The organism is Gammaproteobacteria bacterium (genome assembly GCA_015709695.1).
Lineage (GTDB): Bacteria > Pseudomonadota > Gammaproteobacteria > Steroidobacterales.
In genome coordinates this window covers 2,442,559-2,465,685 of sequence record CP054183.1, presented here as the reverse complement: position 1 = coordinate 2,465,685, position 23,127 = coordinate 2,442,559, and the positions used below count along the sequence as shown (strand labels likewise).

19 protein-coding genes are annotated in these 23,127 nt (G+C 69.4%); 8 read left to right on the top strand and 11 right to left on the bottom strand.

Going from position 1 to position 23,127, the window contains the following annotated elements; all coding sequences use genetic code 11:
• Window positions 1-82 precede the first annotated feature (82 nt).
• From HRU81_11385 to HRU81_11375, 3 genes are all read left to right on the top strand, one after another.
• Window positions 83-844, top strand: coding sequence for a rhomboid family intramembrane serine protease (locus HRU81_11385; protein QOJ32667.1), 762 nt, complete (start codon window positions 83-85; stop codon window positions 842-844).
• Between the two features lie 57 nt (window positions 845-901).
• Window positions 902-2,269: an amidohydrolase family protein gene (locus tag HRU81_11380; protein ID QOJ32666.1), complete on the top strand. Its 1,368-nt coding sequence runs from the start codon at window positions 902-904 to the stop codon at window positions 2,267-2,269.
• Between the two features lie 120 nt (window positions 2,270-2,389).
• Window positions 2,390-3,115 carry a PEP-CTERM sorting domain-containing protein gene (locus HRU81_11375; GenBank protein QOJ32665.1) on the top strand — a complete coding sequence of 242 codons (726 nt, stop codon included), beginning with the start codon at window positions 2,390-2,392 and terminating at the stop codon, window positions 3,113-3,115.
• On the opposite strand, the gene gstA is transcribed toward HRU81_11375, so the two are convergent.
• Entirely contained in the window at window positions 3,116-3,721 is a 606-nt protein-coding gene (gene gstA, locus HRU81_11370; protein ID QOJ32664.1) for a glutathione transferase GstA, read from the bottom strand.
• Window positions 3,722-3,812: 91 nt separating this feature from the next.
• Window positions 3,813-4,232: a hypothetical protein gene (locus HRU81_11365; protein ID QOJ32663.1), complete on the bottom strand. Its 420-nt coding sequence runs from the start codon at window positions 4,230-4,232 to the stop codon at window positions 3,813-3,815.
• Window positions 4,233-4,538: 306 nt separating this feature from the next.
• On the opposite strand from HRU81_11365, the gene HRU81_11360 reads away from it, so the two are divergent.
• A complete protein-coding gene (locus HRU81_11360; GenBank protein ID QOJ32662.1) occupies window positions 4,539-4,946 on the top strand; it encodes a hypothetical protein in 408 nt (135 codons plus the stop codon).
• Here HRU81_11360 and HRU81_11355 read toward each other — a convergent pair.
• The 3 genes from HRU81_11355 to HRU81_11345 form a co-directional block, all read right to left on the bottom strand.
• Window positions 4,943-5,884: a hypothetical protein gene (locus HRU81_11355; GenBank protein QOJ32661.1), complete on the bottom strand. Its 942-nt coding sequence runs from the start codon at window positions 5,882-5,884 to the stop codon at window positions 4,943-4,945. The two genes, HRU81_11360 and HRU81_11355, sit on opposite strands and share 4 nt — an antisense overlap.
• 196 nt (window positions 5,885-6,080) lie before the next feature.
• On the bottom strand, window positions 6,081-7,712 hold the full coding sequence (locus HRU81_11350; protein QOJ32660.1) for a hypothetical protein: 1,632 nt from the start codon (window positions 7,710-7,712) through the stop codon (window positions 6,081-6,083).
• Window positions 7,713-7,751: 39 nt separating this feature from the next.
• Window positions 7,752-10,307 carry a cation-translocating P-type ATPase gene (locus HRU81_11345; protein ID QOJ32659.1) on the bottom strand — a complete coding sequence of 852 codons (2,556 nt, stop codon included), beginning with the start codon at window positions 10,305-10,307 and terminating at the stop codon, window positions 7,752-7,754.
• A gap of 324 nt (window positions 10,308-10,631) precedes the next feature.
• On the opposite strand from HRU81_11345, the gene HRU81_11340 reads away from it, so the two are divergent.
• Together HRU81_11340 and HRU81_11335 are read left to right on the top strand one after the other, a co-directional pair.
• Window positions 10,632-11,765 carry a class I SAM-dependent methyltransferase gene (locus HRU81_11340; GenBank protein QOJ32658.1) on the top strand — a complete coding sequence of 378 codons (1,134 nt, stop codon included), beginning with the start codon at window positions 10,632-10,634 and terminating at the stop codon, window positions 11,763-11,765.
• On the top strand, window positions 11,762-12,124 hold the full coding sequence (locus tag HRU81_11335; protein QOJ32657.1) for a hypothetical protein: 363 nt from the start codon (window positions 11,762-11,764) through the stop codon (window positions 12,122-12,124). The genes HRU81_11340 and HRU81_11335 overlap by 4 nt, the downstream gene beginning before the upstream one ends.
• 238 nt (window positions 12,125-12,362) lie before the next feature.
• On the opposite strand, the gene HRU81_11330 is transcribed toward HRU81_11335, so the two are convergent.
• Window positions 12,363-13,979 (bottom strand): amino acid permease, encoded by a 1,617-nt coding sequence (locus HRU81_11330; GenBank protein QOJ32656.1) that lies wholly within the window; start codon window positions 13,977-13,979, stop codon window positions 12,363-12,365.
• A gap of 86 nt (window positions 13,980-14,065) precedes the next feature.
• Window positions 14,066-14,827: a MerR family transcriptional regulator gene (locus tag HRU81_11325; protein ID QOJ32655.1), complete on the bottom strand. Its 762-nt coding sequence runs from the start codon at window positions 14,825-14,827 to the stop codon at window positions 14,066-14,068.
• 103 nt (window positions 14,828-14,930) lie between these two features.
• Between HRU81_11325 and HRU81_11320 the strand changes: the two genes are divergently transcribed.
• Complete coding sequence (locus HRU81_11320; GenBank protein QOJ32654.1) at window positions 14,931-16,709, top strand: ABC transporter ATP-binding protein; 1,779 nt, start codon at window positions 14,931-14,933, stop codon at window positions 16,707-16,709.
• A complete protein-coding gene (cydC, locus tag HRU81_11315; protein ID QOJ32653.1) occupies window positions 16,706-18,481 on the top strand; it encodes a thiol reductant ABC exporter subunit CydC in 1,776 nt (591 codons plus the stop codon). The genes HRU81_11320 and cydC overlap by 4 nt, the downstream gene beginning before the upstream one ends.
• A 9-nt stretch (window positions 18,482-18,490) precedes the next feature.
• Here cydC and HRU81_11310 read toward each other — a convergent pair whose 3' ends face one another.
• From HRU81_11310 to HRU81_11295, 4 genes are all read right to left on the bottom strand, one after another.
• Entirely contained in the window at window positions 18,491-19,882 is a 1,392-nt protein-coding gene (locus HRU81_11310) for a L,D-transpeptidase family protein (protein QOJ32652.1), read from the bottom strand.
• Window positions 19,879-20,469, bottom strand: a complete 591-nt coding sequence (locus HRU81_11305) for a hypothetical protein (protein ID QOJ32651.1) — start codon at window positions 20,467-20,469, stop codon at window positions 19,879-19,881. Before HRU81_11305 ends, HRU81_11310 begins: the two co-directional genes overlap by 4 nt.
• A gap of 11 nt (window positions 20,470-20,480) precedes the next feature.
• Complete coding sequence (locus HRU81_11300) at window positions 20,481-21,662, bottom strand: hypothetical protein (GenBank protein ID QOJ32650.1); 1,182 nt, start codon at window positions 21,660-21,662, stop codon at window positions 20,481-20,483.
• A gap of 161 nt (window positions 21,663-21,823) precedes the next feature.
• Window positions 21,824-23,122 carry a DUF560 domain-containing protein gene (locus HRU81_11295; GenBank protein ID QOJ32649.1) on the bottom strand — a complete coding sequence of 433 codons (1,299 nt, stop codon included), beginning with the start codon at window positions 23,120-23,122 and terminating at the stop codon, window positions 21,824-21,826.
• Between the last annotated feature and the right edge of the window lie 5 nt (window positions 23,123-23,127).

The following is a 23,127-nucleotide window of genomic DNA, read 5'->3' as shown; positions in this document are numbered from 1 at the left end:
GCCGGAACGGGTGCGGATGTCGCCATGGTAACCCATGCTCCGGCAACGGGCCGTATGCTAGCGTCCGCCCCGGAGCGCGCCCTTGATCCCGATCCGCGACGACAACCCGCATTTCCTCACGCCCTGGGCCACCTGGGCCATCGTCGGCCTCAACGTGCTGGCCTGGATCTCCGTCGAGGGCTTCGGCCGCGAGCCGGCGCTGTCGCGCTCGGTGTGCACGCTGGGCCTGGTACCCGGCGAGTTGCTGCAGACGATTGCCGCGGGCACGCGCGTGCAGCTGGGTCCCGCCAGCTGGTGCGTGGTCACCGGCCAGGCGGACTGGCTGACGGTGTTCAGCCACATGTTCCTGCATGGCAGCTGGCTGCATATCATCGGCAACATGTGGTTCCTCTGGATCTTCGGCAACAACGTCGAGGACGCCATGGGCCACGGGCGCTTCGTGGCCTTCTACCTGCTATGCGGGCTGGCGGCGGCCGGCCTGCAGGTGCTGTCCAGCCCGGACTCGGCCATTCCCATGGTGGGTGCCTCGGGCGCCATCGGTGGCGTGATGGGCGCCTATGTCATGCTCTATCCGCGGGTGCGGGTGGAGATGCTGTTCTGGCTTGGCTTCTACGTGACCACCTTCAGCATTCCCGCCCTGTGGATGCTCGGCTACTGGTTCCTGGTGCAGCTGATTGGCGGCGTGGGCTCCATGGCGGGCAGCGGCGGTGGTGTCGCATTCTGGGCGCATGTCGGCGGTTTCGTCGCCGGCGCGCTGCTGGTGCTGCTGTTCCGCGACCCGGTGCTGCTTGCGCGCCACCCGCACTACGGCTGGCGCCAGCGTGCGGACAGGAACCGGCGCTGATTGCGCCGCAGGCCGGTGCTGGACGTAGACTGGCGCGGGCTTCGGGAGGACATCACCATGCATCGCTCATTGCTCACCGCAGTTGCCGCCGGCCTGTGCACGCTGCTGCCCGGCGCCGTCGCCGGCGCGCAGGGTCGCCCCGGCGGGCCGCCGCCCGCGGCCGCGGCCCCTGCGCCGGCGGTGTTGATCCGCCATGTCAGCGTCTGGGATGGCGTGGCCGACCGCGCCACGCCCGGCCAGAGCGTGCTGGTGGAGGGCCACCTCATCCGACGCATCGCCGCGCAGATCGAGGCGCCGGCCGGTGCCACCGTCATCGATGGTGGCGGCCGCCTGCTGATGCCCGGCATCATCGATGCGCACACGCACCTGGCGCTGCCCACGGACCAGCCCTTCCGCGAGGATCCCGGCTATGTCGATGCGCTGTCGCTGAAGGCGGCACGCATCGTGCTGATGCACGGCTGGACCTCCGTGCGTGATCTCGGTGGTCCCTCGCAGGGCCTGGCGCGCGCCATCGCCGAGGGCGTCGCCGACGGTCCCCGGGTCTACACCTCGGCGGCGTTCATCTCGCAGACCAGCGGGCATGGGGATTTCCGCGAACTCATGGAACGCCATCCCAATGGCGGCGGCGTGCCCGACGCCTTCGAGCAGCGCTACACGCTGCTCGCCGACGGGCCGGCCGAGGTGCGCCGCGCGGTGCGCGAGTCGCTGCGCCAGGGCGCCACCGCCATCAAGATGATGGCGGGAGGCGGCATCTCCTCGCAGTACGATCCCATCGATACCACGCAGTTCAGCCTCGAGGAGATGCGCGCGGCAGTGGAATCGGCCGCGGACTGGGGCACGTACGTGGCGGTGCACGCCTACACCGACGCCGCGGTCAACCGCGCGCTCGACGCCGGCGTGAAGGTCATCGAGCACGGGCACCTGATCTCCGAGGCCACGCTGCGGCGGATCAAGGCCGAAGGTGCCTACCTCTCCTCGCAGTCCTTCGGTGCCGCGCGTCGCTTCCTTGGGCCCGGCGCGGCAAACACCGAGCGCGGCCGCAAGGGTGCGCAGGTGATCGCCGGTGTCGACAATCTCATGGGCAACGCGAAGAAGCTCGGCATCCCGGTGGCCTTCGGTACCGATGCCTTCGGTTCGATGCGTGCCTACGAAGCCGGGCCTGCCGAGTTCGGCTACCGCCTGCGCTGGTTCACCTCGCTGGAAATCCTCAGGCAGGCGACCAGCGTCAACGCGAAGCTGCTGGCGCTGACCGGGCCGCGCAATCCCTGGCAGGAGGGGCCGCTGGGCGTCGTCAGGGAGGGGGCCTACGCCGACCTGCTGGTGGTCGACGGCGACCCGCTGGCCGATGTGCGACTGCTCGAGGACCCGGAGAAAAATGTCCGGCTGATCATGAAGGACGGGAAGATATATAAACAGACGCTCTAGCCGGCAACCCGGGGAGGGTGCCGTCGCGCTGCGCCCGCTATGTCATGCAGGGAAGGGGGAGGCCTTGCTGCCCGGGGGGTCGGGCGTATACTGGATTTGCAGTCGCGGAGGAGAATAACGATGAACAACCTCGCACGCGTGCTTGCAATCCTGTTGCCGATGCTGGCCTTTGCTCCAGCCCCGGCGGCGATCTACAACGGTGTCGAGTTCCCGCAGGGTGCCGCGTCCTTTGCGGACCAGGTGGTGAATTTCTCGCCGGGCGCGGGACCGGCGCCGGCGTTCCTCGACGCCAACAATGCCCTCGGCGTGCCCGACGTCAACACCACCAACGGTCTGGCCTGCTTCTCGGCGCCCAGCACCAGCAACTGCAAATTCACTTCGCTGGGCAATGCAGGTGTGCTGACGCTGCGCTTCACGGACAACGTCCTGTCCGGAAGCAGCGCATCGGGCAGCGCCATCGGTGTCGGCGACGGCTTCAACGACCTCTACCTGGTGGAGGTCGGCGTGTCGGAGGCGACCACGCTCGACATCAGCGCCGACGGCAACACCTGGTTCAATGTCGGCAGCATCAGCGGCGGTGCCGGCGGCAGCATCGGCGTCTTCACCTACGGCTTCGACATCGACAAGTTCGGCTTCGGCACGACCGACCTGTTCAGCTACGTGCGCATCACCGATCTGGTCACGGGTGACCCGGAGACCAGTCCGGAAGGCGCCGACATCGATGCCGTCGGCGCGATCCAGACCGCGGTGGTACCGGTGCCGGCGGGCATCTGGCTGTTGCCCGCCATGGCGGTGGTGCTGCGCCGGGCCCGGCGTCGGCCCTCGAGCACGGCGCAGTCCGCCTGACTACTTGACCAGGCCCTCCGCCTTCATCGCCGCCTGGACCTTCGGGCGCGCGCCGACGCGCGCGTGCAGCGCCTTGAGTCCCGGCCACTGGCCGATGTCGACACCGGCCGGCTGGCCCCAGCCGAGGATGACGAAGAGATAGGCGTCGGCGACGGTGAAGCGTTCGCCGAGGAGGTAGGGCCTGTCGCCCAGCGCCTGCTCGGCGAAGGACAGCCGGCGCTGCAGGTTCGCCTTCGCCATCTCCTTCATCTGCGCGGTGGCGGCCGGGTTGAAGAAGGGCGAGAAGTTCTTGTGGATCTCGGAGTTGATGTAGCCGAGCCACTCCAGCAGGCGGTAGCGCTGCAGGTCACCGGCGGGCGGCGCGAGGCCCGATGACGGATTGCGGTCGGCGATGTACTGCAGCACCGCCGTGCCCTCGGTGAGCACCTGGCCGTCGTCCAGGGCGAGGGCGGGCACGTAGCCCTTGGGGTTGATGGTGTTGAAGTCGCTGCCATCGGAAGTCTTCTTGTCGCGGCCGACCTTGATCGCCTCGAAGGAAAGACCCGCCTCGAGCAGCGCGATGTGCGAGGCCAGCGAGCAGGCGCCCGGGCTGTAATAGAGTTTCATGGTGTTCTCCTCTGGAATGCAGGCCATGGTAGTGCCTGCGCCGGGGATCGCAAGGTTTCGGGCAGCCCGCAACCATTCCCGTCACTGCAGGTCAGCATGACGTTGCCGATGTTCTGCCTGCCGGGCAGGCCAGCAGGGCGCCGAGGAACAGCAGCCAGGAGAGGCCTTCGTTGCGCAGCTCCGAGAGCTGGATCGGCGTGGTGCCCTCGATGCCGATGCCGAACAGCCGCACGGCGACGACGCAGGCATTGATGATCACCAGCAGGAGCAGGCATTCGCGCAGCCAGGCCGGGCGCAGCAGGCCGGCCACGGCGAACAGCGCCATCGACAGGAACAGCGCGCCGGGCCCGGCGCGCAGGAAGTTGATGGATTCCGGGCTGCCGCTGGCGCTGATGCCGAAGCGTGCGATGTGCTCGAGCGGTTCGGCGATGTAGAGCCAGCTGCCGAAGCTGAAGATCAGCAGGGCATAGGCCATGACCAGGCGGGCGAACCAGAGGCGGGTGCTTTCCATGAGAGTGCTTTCCGCGGCTCGATGGCTGCGCATTGTAGTGCGGACGGCCGCGGCGTTGCTTCGCTTCAGCGCTGCGGACCGCCCTTGCGGCAGGGGTCTCCGAAGTCGCTCCCCGATACTCGCTTGGTTCGGAGACCCCTGCCTCCGGGCGGTACCGGGCCGTGCGGGATGTGATCCTCCGGGCGGTACCGGGCCGTACAGGATGTGATCCTCCGGGCGGTACCGGGCCGTGCGGGATGTGATCCTCCGGGCGGTACCGGGCCGTGCGGGAGGCAACGCCGCTGCCGTCCGCACTACAATGCGGGCATGAGCAGCGAGCCCCGCCTTCAAGCATTTGCCTTGCTGCTGGGGCTGCTGGCGCTGGCGGCGGGAACGTACCTGGGATGGACCGCAAGGTTCATGGTGATCGAACCGCAGGCGCTGCACAGCTTGTGCGAGACGGCGATGCCACCGGCGCTGTGTGCACTCCGCGACACGCTGATCGCGCTGACCTTTCCGCCCCACTACGGCCAGGCTGGCCTGGCGCTCGCGGTGCTCGCCTGGTTCACGCGGCGCCGCGCGGCCGCGGGCTTCGCGGCGGCGGCGCTGTTCGCCGGTGGCCTCGGCCTGTACCTCTACGACCCCGGCTGGTCGACTCCGGCCGTGCTCGCTGGCCTGCTGCGCCTGCCACGGGTCGGCGAGGAGCCGCCGGACCCGCGGGAGTTCATGGCCTAGGCTGCCCGTCGTCGTCGCGATCGCTGGAGCAGCGCCAGCAGGCCCGGCCCGAACAGCCAGAGACCCGATGGCACCGGCACCACGGCCAGCGCGACGCCATCGGAGTTGGTGACGGTGAATCCCTCGAGCGGGGTCCCCTGGCCGTCGAACGCCTGGATGCCGGTGATCGTGAGTGTCGACAGGTAGTTGGCGTCGCCCTGGGTCTGGAAGTAGCCCGGATCGATGTCCATGTTCAGCGCCTTGCCATCGGTCGTGTCGCTGAACACCCGGGCCCTCAGCAGCAGGGTGTAGGCCTGGGAACTGCCGTTCGCGATGCTGAAGCTGTGAGTGAATGCCGAGCCGGGGGCGGGGTAATCGATGCGATACGTCGCCGATTCCCAGCCCGGGCCGATGGTGCTCTGCATTTCACCGTAGACCGCGCTCGCCGGAATCTCGCCTGGCCGGCCGAGGACGATGCAGCCGACCGGCGCGCAGGTGTAACCCATGCCCGACAGCTGGTAGACGAGGCTGACGCTGATGGAGGTGCCGGGCGCGACGCCGGGTGCCGTGAACGTGAGTTCATCCTGGATCTGGCTGATGGCCAGCACTTCGGCGGTGTTGCTGAACGCGCCGGTCGGCTGCATCAGGCTGGCCGGCACGTACCGGGCGTCCAGCTCCGCCCGCGCACCCATGGCGTACTGGCCATTCGCTGTCGAAACCCAGGCGCGTGCCCGGCTGGTGACGTCGACCTCACCCGGGTTGCCGTAGCCCTCGACACGGGTCTCGTCGGTCGAGGACCCGCCGGGGTTGCTGAAGTTTGTCCAGAAGATGCCCGGTGTGTAACCGTCGATATACATGTAGGTGCTGACGACCGGCGAGGCCAGCGCGGCCGTGGCGACCAGGCAGCCCAGGGTGCTGCCGGCGAGATGGGTGAGGGAACGGATTGCCGATGTGTTCATGACGGAACCTCCCGCATGCGCAGCTGAAGATGCCCGTGATGGCCCCCTCGTTATGGTTCTCGTGCACCGCGCGGTGCATGTTGCGAGGGCGTTGGCACTGCGTCCCGAAAGGACGCACCGGCCATGGGCAGAGCTTGCGCCCTTGCCCAGGCGTGTCAACGCGTCCGGTCAACTGCGCAGGGTTGCTGCCATGGCATCAGGCGCTGCGGGGTCCGGAACCGCGGGGGCCATGCCGCGCCAGGGTGCTGCACAGGCTGCCGCCCCAGGGCAGCGCCAGCAGCAGGCAGATGGCGAGCCAGGCGAGCGACTCGGGATTCTCCGGCTCGAGCTGCCACAGCCCGCAGCAGAGCAGCAGCACGGCCAGCAGCGCGGCTTCACGCTGGTCGCACCCCGCGCGCCCGGCCAGGCGGATGGCCAGCGCCACCGCCGGCAGTGCGAAGGCGGCGACCGGGATGTCGCTGTGGCGGGGCTCGACGGTGAGCATCAGGCTGATCCATGCGGCCGCGACCATCACCAGGCCGGCGAAGGCGCCGAGCCGCAGCGAGGCGTCCCGCCACAGTGCCACCGGGCGGCCCAGCGCAGCGGCCGCCGCCGCGAAGCTGGCGGGCGGCACGGCGGGCCGCGCATCGTGCGCGAGCAGGGTGCGCAACAGGCCGGCTGCGAACAGCGTTGCGGCTGCCGCGATGCCGGCACCGATCCAGCCCGCCATGCTGCGGCTCATGACCAGCGCGGTCTCCCACTGGAAAATCAGCGCGAAGGCGCAGGCCAGTGACACCGCCGTCCAGCCCAGCCAGCCCGCTGCGCGCAGCCGGGCGCCGAGGCCCGCGGCGAGCAGCAGGGCGAACAGCGCAGCGGTGGCGGCGGCGTCGCTCCGCCACTGCGGATGGTCGGAGACCGGGCCCTGCAGCGCGAACTTCGGCTGGCGGTATTCATCCAGCAGGCCCCAGTAGCCGCCCACGGTGCCCTCCGCAGTGCGCTTCCAAGGCTGGTCGATGGCTTCGATGAGGTTGTAGCGGATGCCGCGGGCAGCGGCGACGGCGGCGAACCCGCGCACGAACCGCGCCTCGTTGAGCAGCGTGGGTCGCCCGGGACCGCGCTGGCGGCCCGCCGATGGCCAGCCGGTCTCGCCGATCATCACCTCGTGGCCGGGCCAGCGCGCGACGAAGCGCTCGTACACCAGCATGACCTGCGCGACCGCGGCGGCGGCCGACGGCGGTTCCGGCTCGTCCCAGTAGGGCAGGATATGAATGAGCAGCAGGTCCGCGGCGTTGGCCACCTCGGGCGCCTCGTCGATGAAATGCGCCACGTCCGCATAGGCCACCGGCACCGGGCTCGCTTCCCGCACCTCGCGGATCAGCGCCGCGAGCTTGCCGGGGCTCATCTCCCGGCGCAGCAGCACCTCGTTGCCGACGACGATGGCGCTGATCGTCGCCGGGTGCCGGCGCGCGAGTTCCAGTGCGGCGGCGACCTCGCGGTCGTTCTGCTCGAGGTTCGAGCCGATCCAGGCGCCCAGCATCACCTGCATGCCGAGCTTCTCCGCGGCGCGGATCACCGCGGGCGTGCTGCCGATGGGCGTGTACACCCGCAGGCAGTTCGTGTACGCCCGCAGCTGCTGCAGGTCGGCGTCGATGCGCGCCGGCGACACCCAGCCGGGCGTTCTCGTGGTGCGCGAGCCGGGTTCGAAGGGTGTGTAGGACAGGCAGTCGAGCCGGCCGTCCGGCGCGTCCGGCAACGGCACCGGGGCGCCCAGCGAGCGCCAGGACAGCAGGATGACGAGGCCGCCCAGCGCCAGGGCGGGGAGGAAGAACAGGCCGGGGTGACGGATCACCCGCGCATTCTAGAAGGAAAGACGCGCCGTGATCGGGCCTCAGCTCTCGCGCAGCGCCCGCATGCCGTTCAGCGTCACCAGCATGGTGGCGCCCACGTCGGCCAGCACCGCCATCCACAGCGTGGTGATGCCGGGCACCGCGAGCAGCAGCACCGCGAGCTTCAGCCCCAGGCTGAGGGCGATGTTCTGCTTCACCAGCGTGCGGGAACGGCGGGCGATGCGCAGCGCCATCGGCACGTGGGAGAGGTCGTCCTGCATCAGCACCACGTCGGCGGTCTCCATCGCCTGGGCCGTGCCGGCGCCCATGGCGATGCCGATGTCGGCGCGGGCGAGCGCCGGGGCGTCGTTGATGCCGTCACCCACCATGGCGACGACGCCGTAGCGCTGGCGCAGCTCCTCGATGGCCCGCAACTTGTCCTCGGGGAGCAGGCCGGCGCGGACCTCGGCGATGTGGCCGACGCGCGCGGCGACACGGGCGGCGGCCTGGGGATTGTCGCCGGTGAGCATGGCGGCGGCGACCGGCGGGCTGGCGGCCTGCAGTTCGGCGAGCGCGATGCGGCTGGCATCGCGGACCTCGTCCTGCACGCCGATGAAACCGACGACCGCGTTGTCACGCGCCACGAACATGACCGTCTGGCCGGCATCGCGCGCGCCGGCGGCATGCTGCGACAGCGGTGCGTCGATGGCGCCGGGCGTGGTGAACAGGGCATCGCTGCCGACGGCGACCTTCATGCCGTTGCCGAGCTCGCCGCTGATGCCGCGGCCGGCGTGGGCGGTGACGGCCGATGCCTGATACCGGTGCTGGATCCGGCGGGAGGAGGCGGCTGCCATGATGGCGTGCGCCACCGGATGTTCCGAGGCGCGCTCGACACTCGCCGCCAGCGCCACGACATCCTCGCAGCGTTCGCAGTCGCTCGCGGTGTCGTCGCCGTGCTCGCAGTCCCCGCCGCGCACGGCGGTGACCTGCGGGCGGCCGTGCGTCAGCGTGCCGGTCTTGTCGAAGGCCACGGCACGCACGTCGGCGAGCCGGTCGAGCTGGGCCCCACCCTTCACCAGCACGCCGAGGTTGGCGAGCCGGGTCAGGCTGCTGACCACGGTGACCGGGATGCTGATCACCAGCGCGCAGGGGCAGGCGATGATCAGCAGCGCGAGCCCGCGGTAGAGCCAGCCGTGGCTGCCATCGGCGCCGTCGAGCAGCGGCTGGCCGAGCAGCAGCACGGGGATGGCGACTACCAGCGCCGCGAGCAGCACCACCGCCGGGGTGTAGTAGCGCGCGAAGCGGTCGATGAAGCGTTCCGCCGGGCTGCGCTGCGCCTGGGCCTGCTCCACCAGCCGCGCGATGCGCGCGATGGTGGCGTCGCCCGCCGCGCGGCTGACGCGGATTTCGAGCGCGGCTTCGCCATTGACCGTGCCGGCCATCACCTCGTCGCCTGCGCCGCGGAGCACCGGCATGCTCTCGCCGGTTACCGCGGCCTGGTTGACCGAGGAGGTACCGCGCAGGACCGTGCCGTCCACCGGGATGCGCTGGCCGGGCCGCACCAGGACCGTCTCGCCGATCCGCACCTCGCCCACCGGCACGACGAGCTGGTGGTAGTGCACCTCATCGTCGCCGGAGGCGGCAGCCGGCTTGCCATGGTCTTCGGCGTGAGCATGGCCATTGTCATGAGCATGATCGTGCTCGTGACCGTGCCCGCCCGCGCGGGAGTGATCATCGTCGTGATGGTCGTGGCCACAGGCGGCGTGATCGTGGTGCTCGTGTCCATGGTGGTCGTGCGCATGCTGGTCGGGCGAGTGCCCGGCGGCGTGGTCATGGCCATGACCATGGTCGTGATCATGATCATCGTGGCTGCAGCCGGCGTGGTGGTCCTGCGCGCCAGGATCCGCGTGCTCCCCGGGCCCATGGCCGCCGCGATGCTCGCGCAGTACGGTGGCCTCCTGGGGCTGCAGGGACATGAGGCTGCGCAGCGATCCCCGGGCCCTTTCGGCGCTGTAGGCCTCGAGTGCCTCGCCGAGCGTGTAGAGGAGGATTACCGTCACGGCTTCGCCGGTTTCACCGATGCCCAGCGCACCGACCGCCGCCACCGCCATGAGCAGGTCGATGGTCATGTGGCGGGCGAACAGCAGGGCGCGCAGGCCCTTGAGGAACACCGGGATACCCGTGATGAGGACGGCACAGGCGAACAGGACGTCCAGCGCCGCAAAGCCGAAGACCGGCGGAGCGTTCGCCAGGATCGGGATGCCAGCGAAGACGGCGGCGGTCACGACCAGCGCGATGCGCAGGTGGTGCTGGGACCAGAGGAAGCGGAGGAAACCCGCAGCACCGCGCGGTTGCTCCACCGGGGCAGCCTGTCGTTGCGGCGAGTCGCCCTGCAGGCGATAGCCGAGTTCCCGCAGCCGCTGCTCGACCTGCTGCAGGCTCACGGCGCCCTGCAGTTCCATGGATTCGGTGGTGAAGCTCACCGAGACGGACTTCACGCCCGGCAGCTGGCGCATGCTGTTCTCGATGGTCAGCGCACAGCTGCCGCAGTCCATGCCCGCGATTTTCACGCGCAGGTCCGGACCGGAAGGGGTGGTGGCGACGATGGCCTGGCTCATGACAAGCGGTTTCCCGTGACCCGAAAGGGCCCGACTGCCCGCCATGATCCACCTTGCACCCGACTTCAAGGTCAAGCAGCGGAAAAGGTGCCCGGAAAAGGTGCCTGACTTATTTTTCCCGGAAAAGGAAAAGGTGCCTGACTTATTTTTCCTGCGGAGCGAGCGACTGGAGAAGAGGTGCCTATTTCCCTTGTTGTCCTTCTGAAGGACAACAAGGGGTAGGCACCTCTTCCTTCGCCGCAGCGTCAACAGGAAAAATAAGTCAGGCACCTTTTCCTTTTCCGGGAAAAATAAGTCAGGCACCTTTTCCGCTAGGATGTGGCGATGGGACAGCGTTTCCATGATTTCCTGCCGCGGGCCGCCCACGATGACGTGGCGCGGCAGGAGTTCGTCAAGTCGCTGCGCGGCTACCTGTCCAGCCGGGTGATGCCGGGCAACCAGGCCATCTATTCGACGCGCGTGGCGCCGGCCTTCACCGCCATCCATGGCCGCCCGCCCGCCGACCGCAGCGAGGTGCGCGGGCTGATGCTCGGGCAGCCGTACTACCGCTTCTGGAGCGCCCTGCAGCGGCGCAGCCAGGAACTCATGTGGGAGTCCGTGATCCTGCCGACGGAGCGCGAACTGCCGGACCTCGTGCGGCGGGCCCGGGAAATGGCCGCGCAGAATGGGCCCGGATCGCTGCGCCTGGATCCGCAGCTGCCTCTTCCCCGCTACCACACCGAGCAGGACATCCACATCCAGCCCGGTGGCTATCACCACGAGTGGGTTGCCGACGACGTGGCCGGGGGGGTGCTATACGAGGCGGGCCTGCAGATGTACATGGCCGATGCCTGGGGCCCGGAAGGCGCATTCCTCGGCGAGCTGCTGGTGCGTTACCTGCGGCAGCGCTGGCCGGAGTTCCGGCCGAAGCGCATCCTCGACATGGGCTGCGCCGTCGGCAACAGCACGTTGCCCTGGGCTCGTGCGTTCCCGGGTGCCGAGGTCCACGCCATCGACGTCGCCGCGCCGGCGCTGCGCCACGCGCATGCGCGGGCGCGCTCGCTGGGTGTGGCGGTGCACTTCTCGCAGCAGAACGCCGAGACGACGGACTTCGAACCCGGAAGCTTCGACCTGGTGATCTCGCACATCATGCTGCACGAGACCTCGCTGGTGGCGCTGCCGCGGATCTTCGCCGAGACACGACGCCTGCTCCGCCCGGGCGGACTCATGCTGCACATGGACATCCCGCGTGGCGACAACCCGTTCCGTCAGTTCATGCACGACTGGGAGTCCTACAACAACAACGAGGGCTTCGCGCGTTTCATGACCGGGCTGGACCTGCGCGCCGTGGCTCTCGATGGCGGCTGGGAGCCAGAGAGCGTCGAGGTGGCGCGCACCGTCGCCGGACTCAACGCTGCGCAGAAGAACTACACGGATGCGGATTACGCCTTTGCCATCGTCGTCGGACAACACCCATGACCGATTCGCCGCCACGCATCCCGCGCGTCGCCAGGGGCGAACGCCCGCAGAGCTTCTCCGATCCGGCCATCGACACCCTGCTCGGCGTGGTGATGTCGCTGGTCGCCGAGCTCTCCGTGACCCGCGACCGCCTGGAGACCCTGGAGCGGCTGCTGGAGACGCGTGGCGTGCTGGCGCGCGAGGCTATCGAGGCCTACGAGATGACGGCAGACGAGAAGGCCGTCCGCGCCGCCAGCCGCGCGGAGTACCTCGACCGGGTGCTGCGGGCAGTGCGTGCCGAGTTCGAGGACCTCTCGGGCGGCAGGGCAGCCCGGCCGCTGGATGACATCATCGCCGACTTCGCGGCGAGGAAATTCTGACTCCTGCCGCCGAGAGCGGAAAAGGTGCCTGACTTATTTCTTCCTGGGAAGCGAGCAGATGGAGAAGAGGTGCCTGCCCCCCCTTTAGTCCTTCTGAAGGACTAAAGGAGGGGCAGGCACCTCTTCCTTTGCCGCTGCTTAAGCAGGAAGAAATAAGTCAGGCACCTTTTCCTTTTCCGCTGCGTAGGCAGGAAGAAATAAGTCAGGCACCTTTTCCCGGCACCTTTTCCCTCCCGGCTCAGACGTCGAGTTTCTTCGGCAGGTCCGGCGTGGGCTCGGCGCCCATGACGATCTCTCCCTTGCCGAGCTTCGAGTTCCACAGCCCGTAGAGGAAATAGACGACGATGCCGCCCAGCAGGTAGCTGGTGAAGAAGTGGCGCGTGTCCGACTTGGACATCAGCGACATCAGCAGGAACAGGCACATCAGCGCACCGAGGATCGGCGTCAGCGGGAACAGCGGCGTGCGGAACGGCCGCTTCAGGTCCGGTGCGGACCAGCGCAGGTAGAGCACCGTCAGGCAGACGATGGCGAAGGCCGCCAGCGAGCCGACATTGGTCAGGTCGGCGAGCGCATCCAGCGACATGAACCCGGCCGCGGAGGCGGCCAGCGCACCGACGATCAGCGTGTTGATCCAGGGGGTGCGGAAGCGCGCATGCACGGCTGCCAGCGGCGCGGGCAGCAGGCCGTCGCGCGCCATGGTGTAGAAGATCCGCGTCTGCCCGTACAACAGCACCAGCATCACCGAGGACAGGCCGGCGATGGCGCCGACCTTCACCAGGATGGCGAACCAGGGCAGGCCGATCTGGTTCACCGCCTTGGCGATGGGCGCCGGATCGTCGAGGTCGGCGTAGGGCACGATGCCGACGAGCACGCCGGCGGTGAGGATGTAGAGCACCGTGCAGATGATCAGCGAGCCGAGGATGCCGATGGGCATGTCGCGCGAGGGATTGCGCGACTCCGCGCCGGCCGTGGACACCGCCTCGAAGCCGATGTAGGCGAAGAAGATGGTGGCGGCGCCGGCGATGAGGCCGCCGATGCCGTAGCGCGAATCGTTGCGCGCGGTGAACACGTCGACCAGCGCCCGCCAGATGTCGGCCCACAGGCCGCGCGGCGTGCCGGGGGGAGGCGCCGGGGTCTCGGGCGGGATCAGCGGCGTCCAGTTCTGCGGATCCACGTAGAAGATGCCGATGACGATGAAGGCGATGATCACCGTCAGCTTGATGGCCACCACGATGTTGTTGGCGGTGGCCGATTCCGAGACGCCGACCACCAGCAGCGCGGTCACCGCCATGATCGCCAGCACCGCCGGCAGGTTCACCAGGCCATGCGCCATCACCACCCCGGACTCCTTGATCGGCACGCCCGGCGCGGCCGTCAGCTCGGGAGTCAGGTGCAGGCCGAGGTCATGCAGCAGGCTCACCAGGTAGCCGGACCAGCCCACCGCCACGGTCGCCGAGGCCAGGCCGTACTCCAGCACCAGCAGCAGGCCCATGACCCAGGCGACGATCTCGCCCATGGATGCATAGGAATAGGAGTAGGCCGAGCCCGAGACCGGCAGCACCGAGGCGAGCTCCGCGTAGCACAGGGCGACGAAGGTGCAGAGCGTGCCGGTGATGAGGAAGGAGATCATGATGCCGGGCCCGGCGAAATCGGCGGCTGCGCGTCCGGTCAGCACGAAGATGCCGGTGCCGATGATGCAGCCGATGCCCAGCAGCACCAGGTTGAGCGCGCCGAGGCTCCGCTTCAGGTCGCTCTGCTCGAAGTCGGCGTGCATCTGCGCCACCGACTTGCGGATGAACAGGCGGCGGATGCCGGTGACACGCGGGGCGCTGCCGGGTACGGGGGCGTTGGCCATGGGCACTCCTGAAACCGGCCCGCCGGGCCGTCCTGTGATGTGCGCGCAGCCTAGCGAGTCACGCTGCGGCGTGCAATTGCGCCGCCTCAGGCCTCGGCGGACTCCAGCGCCAGGAACAGCTGGGCGAACAGGAAGGCGTTGGGGCCGCGGGCCTGGAACAGGCAGCCTTCCTCCGCCTCGGTGACATGAGGCTCGACGTGGGCGTGGCAGTCCGCCTCGCTCGCGGCAAGTTGCCGCAGGGCCTGCTCCGCTTCCGGGTCCCGGCCGGTGAGCAGGATCGAGTAGCCGTCGTCCTCGCGCCAGATGTGCAGATGCCGGCCACGCAGGGCGGCGAACACCTTCTCGCGCTCCGCGCCCGCCAGCGAGCAGCCGAGCCGCTGCATCAGCCGGGTCAGCGAGGAGGGCGCCTTGTGCCGGGCATCATGGCCGCAGACGCGGTCGAGCAGGTCGCGGTACAGGCGGCCGGCCTGGCCGCCGGCCACGCGGCCGACCCGCGCCGTCAGGTCCTCGAGGAAGAACTCCAGCTCGTGGCGCAGCACCAGCATCTCCGTCAGCCGCCGCTCGATGTCGAGGAAACGCTGCTCGGCGATACCCATGACATCGTCGCCGCTGCCGGCCTCGCCGTCGCCCTGCAGCAGCAGGCGGATGTCGTTCAGCGCGAATCCCAGGCGCTGGGCGCGGCGGATGAAGCGCAGCGTCTGCTCGGCGCTCGGCGGATACAGGCGATAGCCCGAAGCGGAGCGGCGCTCCGGCACCAGCAGGCCCTCGCGCTCGTAGAAGCGCAGCGTCGAGGTCGAGACGTTCAGCCGGCGCGCGAGCGCGCCAATGGTCATGGATCGGGTGGTCATGGCCGCCTGCCGTTGACATTGAACTATAGTTGAAGGTGTAGGCTGTGTGCCAATGCGGGCCCGCCCCGGCGACGCGGGCGGCCCGGCTCCCAGGGAGAGAGGCATGGTTCTCGGCATCGACAAGCGGCTCATCGTCCGGTCCACCAGCCAGTGGATCGTCGCCGGCATCGGCGTGGGCATCCTCAGCCTGGTGGTCAGCCTGGCCCTCTATTGGCAGTTCGGCGTGTTGATAGACGGCATGGTGCGCGGCGAGGACCTGCTGCCGTCCCTCCTGCCGCTGCTCGCCTTCCTCGTCGGCAGCAAGTTCCTGCTGGGCTGGCTGTACCGCACCTCGCAGTACAAGGCGTCCTCGCTGACCAAGCTGGCCATCCGCGACAAGATCTACCAGCATGCCCTGCGGCTCGGGCCCGCCGTGCTCGACAAGAAGCGCACCGGCGAGCTGGTCAACATCGCCGTCGACGGCATGGACTGGATCGAGCTCTTCTACGGCATCTACTTCGTGCAGTTCGTCATCGGCATCGCCACGCCGGTACTGCTCTGCATCTTCATCGGCTGGGTGGACTGGGTGGTCGGCGTGGCGCTGATCCTCTCCATTCCCATGGTGCCGCTGTTCCTCGGGCTCATCTCCAAACAGTTCCGCAGCGTCAGCGAGCGCTATGCCGAGGTCAACAACGTGCAGAGCGCGCAGTTCCTCGACTCCATCCAGGGCATGTCCACCCTGAAGATGTTCAACCTCGGCAAGGTGCGTGGTGCGGAGATGCACGCCGCCAACGAGAATCAGCGCCGCGAGACCATGAAGCTGCTGCTGGTCAACCAGGTCATGATCCTGTTCGTCGACTTCGGCTTCGCGCTCGGCACCACCACGGTGCTGACCATCGTCGCGCTGCTGCGGCTCGATGCCGGCCTCCTCAGCGCCGGAGAAGTGGTGGCGCTGATCCTCGCCAGTGCCGAGTTCGCCACGCCGCTGACGCTGATAGGCGCCTTCTTCTTCGCTGGCGCCATCGGCCGCGAGTTCGCCCGCAAGATCGTCGCCTTCCTCTCCGAGGAGCCGGGCGTGCGGGATCCGCAGGACGCCACCGCGCCGCCGCTGCTGGCCAACCCGTCGCTGCGCCTGCGCGACCTGGTGTTCAGCTACGCCAATGCCGGCAAGCCCGCGGTCAACGGCTGCACGCTCGAGGTCCGCCCGGGGGAGACCGTGGCGCTGGTCGGCCACAGCGGTTCGGGCAAGACCACCGTCACCAACCTGGTGCTGCGTACCCTGGCGCCCACCTCGGGCAGCATCGAGCTGGATGGCACGCGGGTGGACCAGGTGCCGGCCGACTGGGTCCGCGCCCACCTGGCGCTGGTGCCGCAGGATCCGTACCTCTTCTACGGAACCATTGCCGAGAACCTGCGGGTGGCGAAGGCCGACGCCAGCGAGGCGGAGCTGGTGGCCGCCTGCAAGGCGGCGAACATCCACGACCACATCGCCTCGCTGCCACAGGGTTTCGACACCCTGGTGGGCGAACGCGGCCTGTCGCTGTCCGGCGGGCAGGTGCAGCGGCTGGCCATCGCCCGCGCGCTGCTCAAGGACGCGCCCATCATCATCCTCGACGAGCCCACCTCGCAGATCGACCTTGAGACCGAGACGGTCATCCACGAGGCGCTCGGCAAGCTCACGCACAACAAGACCGTGCTGCTGATCGCGCACCGGCTCTCCACCGTGGAGAAGGCCGACCGCATCATCGTCATGGGCGATGGCCGGGTGCTGGAGACCGGCAGCCATGCCGAGCTGCTGGCCCAGGGCGGTGTCTACGCGCGCATGGTCGGCGCGAACCAGCGGGGCCGGCAGGGAGACGCGGGCGGCGACGCCCGTCTGGCGACAGCGGGAGGCGCAGCATGAGTCACTGGGGAATCGTCGTCCGCCTGCTGAAGTTCATGAAGCCGCTGAACGGCATCATGGTGCTCTCGACCTTCGCCCGCGCGGTGAAGCTGCTGATGCAGGTGGCGCTGATCGCCTTCGCGGCCGCCGGCGTCTCGATGTACGTGGCCGAGCCCACGGCGGACACGCTGTGGCGCATCGGCGGGATGCTGGCGTTCTATGCCTTCCTGCTCGGCCTGTTCAACTACATCGAGACCTATACCGGTCACTATGTCGCCTTCCGCCTGCTGGCGATGCTGCGCAACGAGTTCTACGACCGCATGGAGCCGCTGGCCCCGGCCGGTACCGCGGAATTGCGCACGGGTGACGCCGTCTCGCGCGTCATCAACGATTGCGAGCGGGTGGAGCCGTTCTATGCCCACACCATCGCCCCGGCGGTGTGCGCGCTGGTGGTGCCGGGCATCCTGCTCTGGTACCTGGCGCACTTCCATCACCCGGTCTACGCCTGGACGCTGGCGCCCTTCCTCGCCTTCATGGTGTTCGTGCTGCCGCTGATCACCACCGTGCTCGGCTCCCAGGGCGGCGAGCAATGGCGTGCGAAGCAGGGACAGGTCAATGCCTTCCTCACCGACAGCCTGCAGGGCATCCGCGACACGGTGGCCTTCGGCTACGGCGAGCGCCGCCGCCAGCAGGCCTGGGTCATCGGCGAGGACCTCAAGCGCGGACAGGACCATCTCACCCGCGCCGACGCCTTCCAGCGCGGCTGCACCGAGATGGTGGTGGCCGCCGCCGCGGTGGCCATGGTCTGGGTCAGCTGGAGCCTGGTGCTGGACGGCAGCATCGATCCGCTGCGCACCGTGCCGGTGGTGGTGGCCGTCGCGCTCACCAGCTTCTACGCCACCATCGGCCTCAACAACGTGGTCAACGACTACCGCGTGGCCATCATCTCCGCGCGGCGGCTGTGGGAGCTGATGGACCAGAAGCCGGCGGTGACCGACCCGGCGGATCCCGCGCCGGCGGCCGTGCAGCCGGCGATCGCCCTGAGCAACGTCAGCTTCGCCTACAAGGCGGGCGCCAGGCCGGTGCTCGCCGACATCAGCCTCGAGATCCAGCCCGGCCAGCATGTGGCCATCGTCGGCACCAGCGGCGCCGGCAAGAGCACCATCGCCAACCTGCTGCTGCGCTTCTGGGATCCGCAGCAGGGCACGGTGACCATCGGCGGCACCGACCTGCGCCGCTTCGGCCTCGACGAGCTGCGCAACCTGATCGCCGTGGTCTCGCAGCGCAACTACATCTTCAACACCACCATCGGCGACAACATCCGCATGGGCCGGCCCGGCGCCAGCCAGGCCGAGGTGGAGCAGGCGGCCCGCCGCGCCAACCTCGCCGGGTGGATCGCCAGCTTGCCGCAGGGCTACGACACGCCGGTGGGCGAGATGGGTTCGAAGGTCTCCGGTGGCCAGCGCCAGCGCATCGCCATCGCGCGCGCCCTGCTCAAGGACGCGCCGATCCTCATCCTCGACGAAGCCACCTCGAACCTCGACGTGGAAACCGAGCGCGAGGTCAACGCCGCCATCCGCGAGCTCGCCAGGGGCCGCACGGTGCTCACCATCGCCCACCGCCTGTCCACGGTCAGGACGGCGAGCGAGATCCTGGTGCTGGAAGGCGGCCGCATCGCCGAGCGCGGAACCCACGCCGAGCTGCTCCGGCGCAATGGCGTCTACGCGCGCATCTTCGAGCTGCAGCAGGACGAGGTCGATGCCCGCCTGGACGAGGCGTCGGCACCGGCCTGAGGCGCGCGGTCACCGGGCGCCGCCTGCTTCCGCCAGCGAGGCCTGCAGGGCCGCCAGCACCCGCGCATCGCGCCCGTAGCTGTCGCGGCGGAACTGCACGCTGCCATCGGCTTCCACCCAGGCGGTGAGGTAGACCACGTAGACCGGCAGGCGATGCCTCAGGTTCAGCACCTGCGTGCTGCCGCGGTCGATGGCGGCCGCGGTCGCTGCGGCATCCCAGCGCCGATCCCGCGACAGCAGCAGCGTCGCCAGCGCCGCTGCGTCCTGCAGGCGGATGCAACCGGAACTCAGCGTGCGCCGGTTGAGGTCGAAGAGGCCCTTCGATGGCGTGTCGTGCAGGTAGATGTCGTAGGGGTTGTCCCAGGCGATCTTCACGCGCCCGAGGGCATTGCCCGGTCCCGGGTCCTGGCGCAGGCGGTAGGGAAAGTGTTCGGCGTCGAGGCGGGACCAGGGCACCGCGTCGACAGCCAGTTGCCGGCCGCTGCCCGCGGCGAACACGTGAAAGCCCCGCGCGGCGAGGAAGCCGGGCTCCTCCTGCTCGCGCGGCAGCAGGTCCTCCACGGCGATCGTCCGTGGCACCGACCAGGCCGGGTTGAAGCTGACCTGGCGCAGTTCGCCGCTCATGGCGGGTGTCGGGCGGCTGGGATGGCCGACGATCACGCGCATGGCGAGTTCCGGCCCGCCTGGCCCCACCACCTCGAGCGTGCCGGTGACGATATTGACCCACACATGCTCCTCGCCCGGCTGGCGTGGCAGCCAGCGCCAGCGCTCCAGCGCCACGGCGAGCTGGCCGATGCGTTCGTCGATGCCGACATTGGCCGCCGCGCGGGTTGCCTCGTCGAGGATGCCGCTGGCCGGCAGGCCGACGCGCTGCTGGAAGCGGCGCAGCGCGCCGTCGAGCGCGGCGTCGAAGAACCAGGGGTCGGCGCCGACCTCGCTGTCGAAGTCGCCGCTCCGCCGCAGCCGTTCGCGCAGCGTCGCCACCCGCGGATCACGCTGGCCGGCACGCAGCCCTTCGCCGGCCGGCAGTGTGGGCCAGCCGCCGCTGTCGCGGATCGCGCGGTAGCGGCGCAGCGCCTCGCGCAGGCGGGCGTAGTCGGCCGATGCGGGCCGCAGGGCTTCGGGCAGCAGGCCGCTGCCGAGGTCGATGGCCGGGGCGGGCCGCGGGATGTGCCAGTCGGGATCGGCGAGGCGCGGATCGAGCCGCCCGGCGCCGAGATCCTGCGCCAGGCTGGCGGCATCGTCGTAGGCGGCCGGATCGAGGCCATCGGCGGCGGCATCGGCAATCGCCGCCCGCCAGGCATCGGCGGCTGCGCCCGCGGGTGGTGTGTTGCCGGCGGCGAAGCCGGCGGCGGAGGAGGCGAGCAGTGCCGCGGCGAGCCAGGCCGGCGCCGGCCTCATCGAGTGGCGGGGCTTTCCTGCCGGCTGCGGCGTCGCAGGCGGGTGGCCGCCGCGCCGAGCGCGGTCAGGGCCATCCATGCGCCGGCGGGCAGCGGCACGGCCGCGATCTGCACCGAGGTGCCGGTGAAGCCGGGATAGAAGGCCTTGTAGGTCGGCAGGTAGCTGATGAAGGTGCCCATGAAGTCATCGGCATCCTGCACGCCGAGTGTCGCAATCTGCTGCGGGCTGCCGATGGCCTTGAAGCCGTAGCGGCCGACCAGGCCGTTGTCCGTGGCGTTGTCGAAACCGAACGTGACGGTCTTGCGCGTGCCCGACGTGCCCTCGGTGACCGGCTCGAACAGGTGCAGGCTGGTGTCGAAGCCGGTGAACTGCAGCAGCGCCGGGTCGTAGTCGATGACCACCTGGCCACCGAACATCCCGGGGTGGCTCCCGGGCGCATCGAGCGCATCGAGCAGCAGGTCCACGGTGAAGCTCGCGCCCTGCTGGACGATCGCCTGCGAGGGTTGCAGCGTGATGCTGGCGGCCCCGGCCGGGAGGGCGAGCAGGGCCAGCGTGGCGAGCAGGGTGATGCGGATTGGCGTGGTCATGGTCTGCTTCCTCAGGGCGAGATGGCGCCGGCGGCATCCGGGACGGGGCCGGTGGGACGCAGCAGGCCCACGTCCTTGATGTGGCCGCCGTCGGTGAGGCGCACGTCGATGATGTGGGCGAGCCCCTGCTGCCTGCCGGGCTCGCCGAGCAGCGCGCCCTGCACGACGCTGCCGGACTGCACATTGCTGGTGAACTGCGCGGGGCTGGACAGCAGGTTCGGGCCGCTGACGCTGCCGCCCGCGCCGAAGGACCAGGCCGGGTTGGTCCAGGTGCCCGTCCAGTTCGCCTGGCTGCCGAAATTCACGGTGACCGAGGCGTTGGTGGCGTTGTTGACCGACATCGGGCCGGTGAAGGTCAGCGAAATGCCGTTGCCGTTGAGCAGGCTCAGGCCGGAGGCGGAGGTGGCCGTGCCCCAGGCGAAGTAGCCGGAGTGGCCGGTGCGGGTCTCGCGGTTGCCATGCGCCCAGATGTCGGCGGCCAGCTCGATGCCGCTCTCCTCGTCGCCGAGGATGCGGGCGACCAGCCGCGACTGCTCGCTGCCCGCCGTGCCGTTCGCCCGCAGGTTCGACCACTCGTCGGGACGCGGCTGGACGTTGGTGCCCATGGTGACCGAATCCACCTGGTCGGGCCCGTCCGGGTCGACGGTGAAGCGCGTGCCATCACTGTCCATGTCGAAGCGCTTGAACGAGGTGTCCTCGACGTCGCCCGTGCTGGTGACGCCGCTGACGAAGGTGGCGAAGCCGCAGGGCGCACCGGCCGTGCAGGGCTCGACGAGGTATTCCGCCGGGGGTTCCGCTGCCGCCAGCTGCACGCGGCACTGTTCGGCGAGGCCCGAGCCGACGTCGCAGTCGCCGCGCTCCTCGGGGATGGCGAGCGATGCGAGCGGCGCCGCGGCCGCGGGTGCCAGCGCAGCCCAGGGGCCCCAGCAGAGCACATTGCCCGCAGCGCCGCCCTGGGCGCAGGGATCGATCGCGGCCGGGGCCGGCGCGGCAGCCACGGCGGCGACCGGTGCCGCCTGGGCCAGCTGCTCCTTGCAGGCGTCGACGAGCCCCTTGGGCACCGACTTCGGGTTCTCGGCCCAGCTCTCGAGGACCTTGGCGCAGTCCCGGTTCTGCAGCGCGAGATCGGCCGCGTGGGCGCCGAACGACCAGGAAGCGAGCAGGAAAAGGATGGCGAGCCTGATGGCATGCATTGTTGTTGTTCTCCAGCGGGCGGGATCTGCCGCCCCGGCGGTCTTGTTGGCTTGTGGTCCGCCTTGGCCTAGTTGTACCGGAAAATCGCGGCGGGTTCACGCCGTCATCGGCGTGGTGTGAAGCGTGTCCGGCAATATGTTAACGAAGCATCGCGTGGTTTTCAGAAACTCCGCGCGAGGCCGAGGCTGACGACGTTGCGGTCGTACTGGTAGATGTCCACGTCCGAGCGGTTGTCGGTGTAGATCCAGCTGCCCTGCAGCGCCCAGCCGCCGAGCAGACCCTCGCGGAAGTCGTGCTGGAACCCCAGCGTGTAGCGCCACTCGTCGTCGTCGCGGCCGGTGTTGAACAGCGGCTCGGTGCCGTCGAAGTCGTAGAGCGTGTAGCCGATGCGGCCATACACCATGCCGCCGTCCCAGGCCTGGGCGATGGCGCCCAGGTAGACCTCCGGGCCGTGGTAGCCGAAGCGGTCCTCGTCGGCGTCGAAATCGTGGTAGCCGACACCGCCCTGCAGCGCCCAGCGGCGGCCGTCGAAGTAGCGGGTGGCCGAGACGTTGGCCTTCTTGTCCCAGCCGTCGCGGCCGCTGTCGGCATGGTCATCGTAGTTGCGATGGGTGAGGCCGGCGTCGAGGCCGATCTCCCAGTCCTCCCCGAGCTGCCAGACGATGCCGGGGTACAGCGAGGTGAACAGCGCCAGGCTGTCGTCGCCGAGCCAGATCTGGTCGGCCTGCAGGCCCACCGTGGCGCGCCAGTGGCGCGGCACGATCCAGGCCGGGCCGGTACGCAGCGTCAGCACGCCGAGGTTGAAGTCGTGCTCATCGAAATAGCCGCGGTAGTAGGCACTGGCGTCGGTCTGCCAGATGAAGCTGCCGGTGTGCTCCCCGGACTGGAAATGGCGGTTGGGGTTGTAGATGTGGGAGAGGGCCGGGTTGACCACCCAGGCGAAGTCGTCGGTCTCCTGCGAGCCCGGCAGCACCGTGTAGCGGGTGCCGCCGATGTCGATGATGTCGCGGCTCGGCCCGATGTTGACGTTGGAGTCGTACATCAGCCCGGCGTAGATCGACGGCCGCCACTGGTGGCGCTGGGTGACGCGCTTCTCGTCGGCGTCGATCTGCGCGAGGAAGGCCAGCACCGTCGCCCGCACCTGCGGCGGCGTCGTCGGGTCGTCGAGGACACGCTGCGCCTCGGCCCGGGCCCTGGGGAAATCCTCGGTGAGGTAGTGGACGCGGGCCAGTTCCAGGCGCGCGCGGTTGAGGCTCGGGTTATCGGCCAGCAGGTCCTGCAGGGTCTGCCGCGCGGTCAGCAGGTGATCGTTGTCGATGGCTTGCAGGGCCGAGTCGAAGCGGGCCTGGATGTCGTCGGTGGTCGCGGCAGCGCCTGCCGGCAGCATGAACGGCAGCAGTGCCAGCAACGCCAGCAGCTGGTGATGACGGGGGAGCGGGCGGCTCGACTGGTTTTTCATAAAGT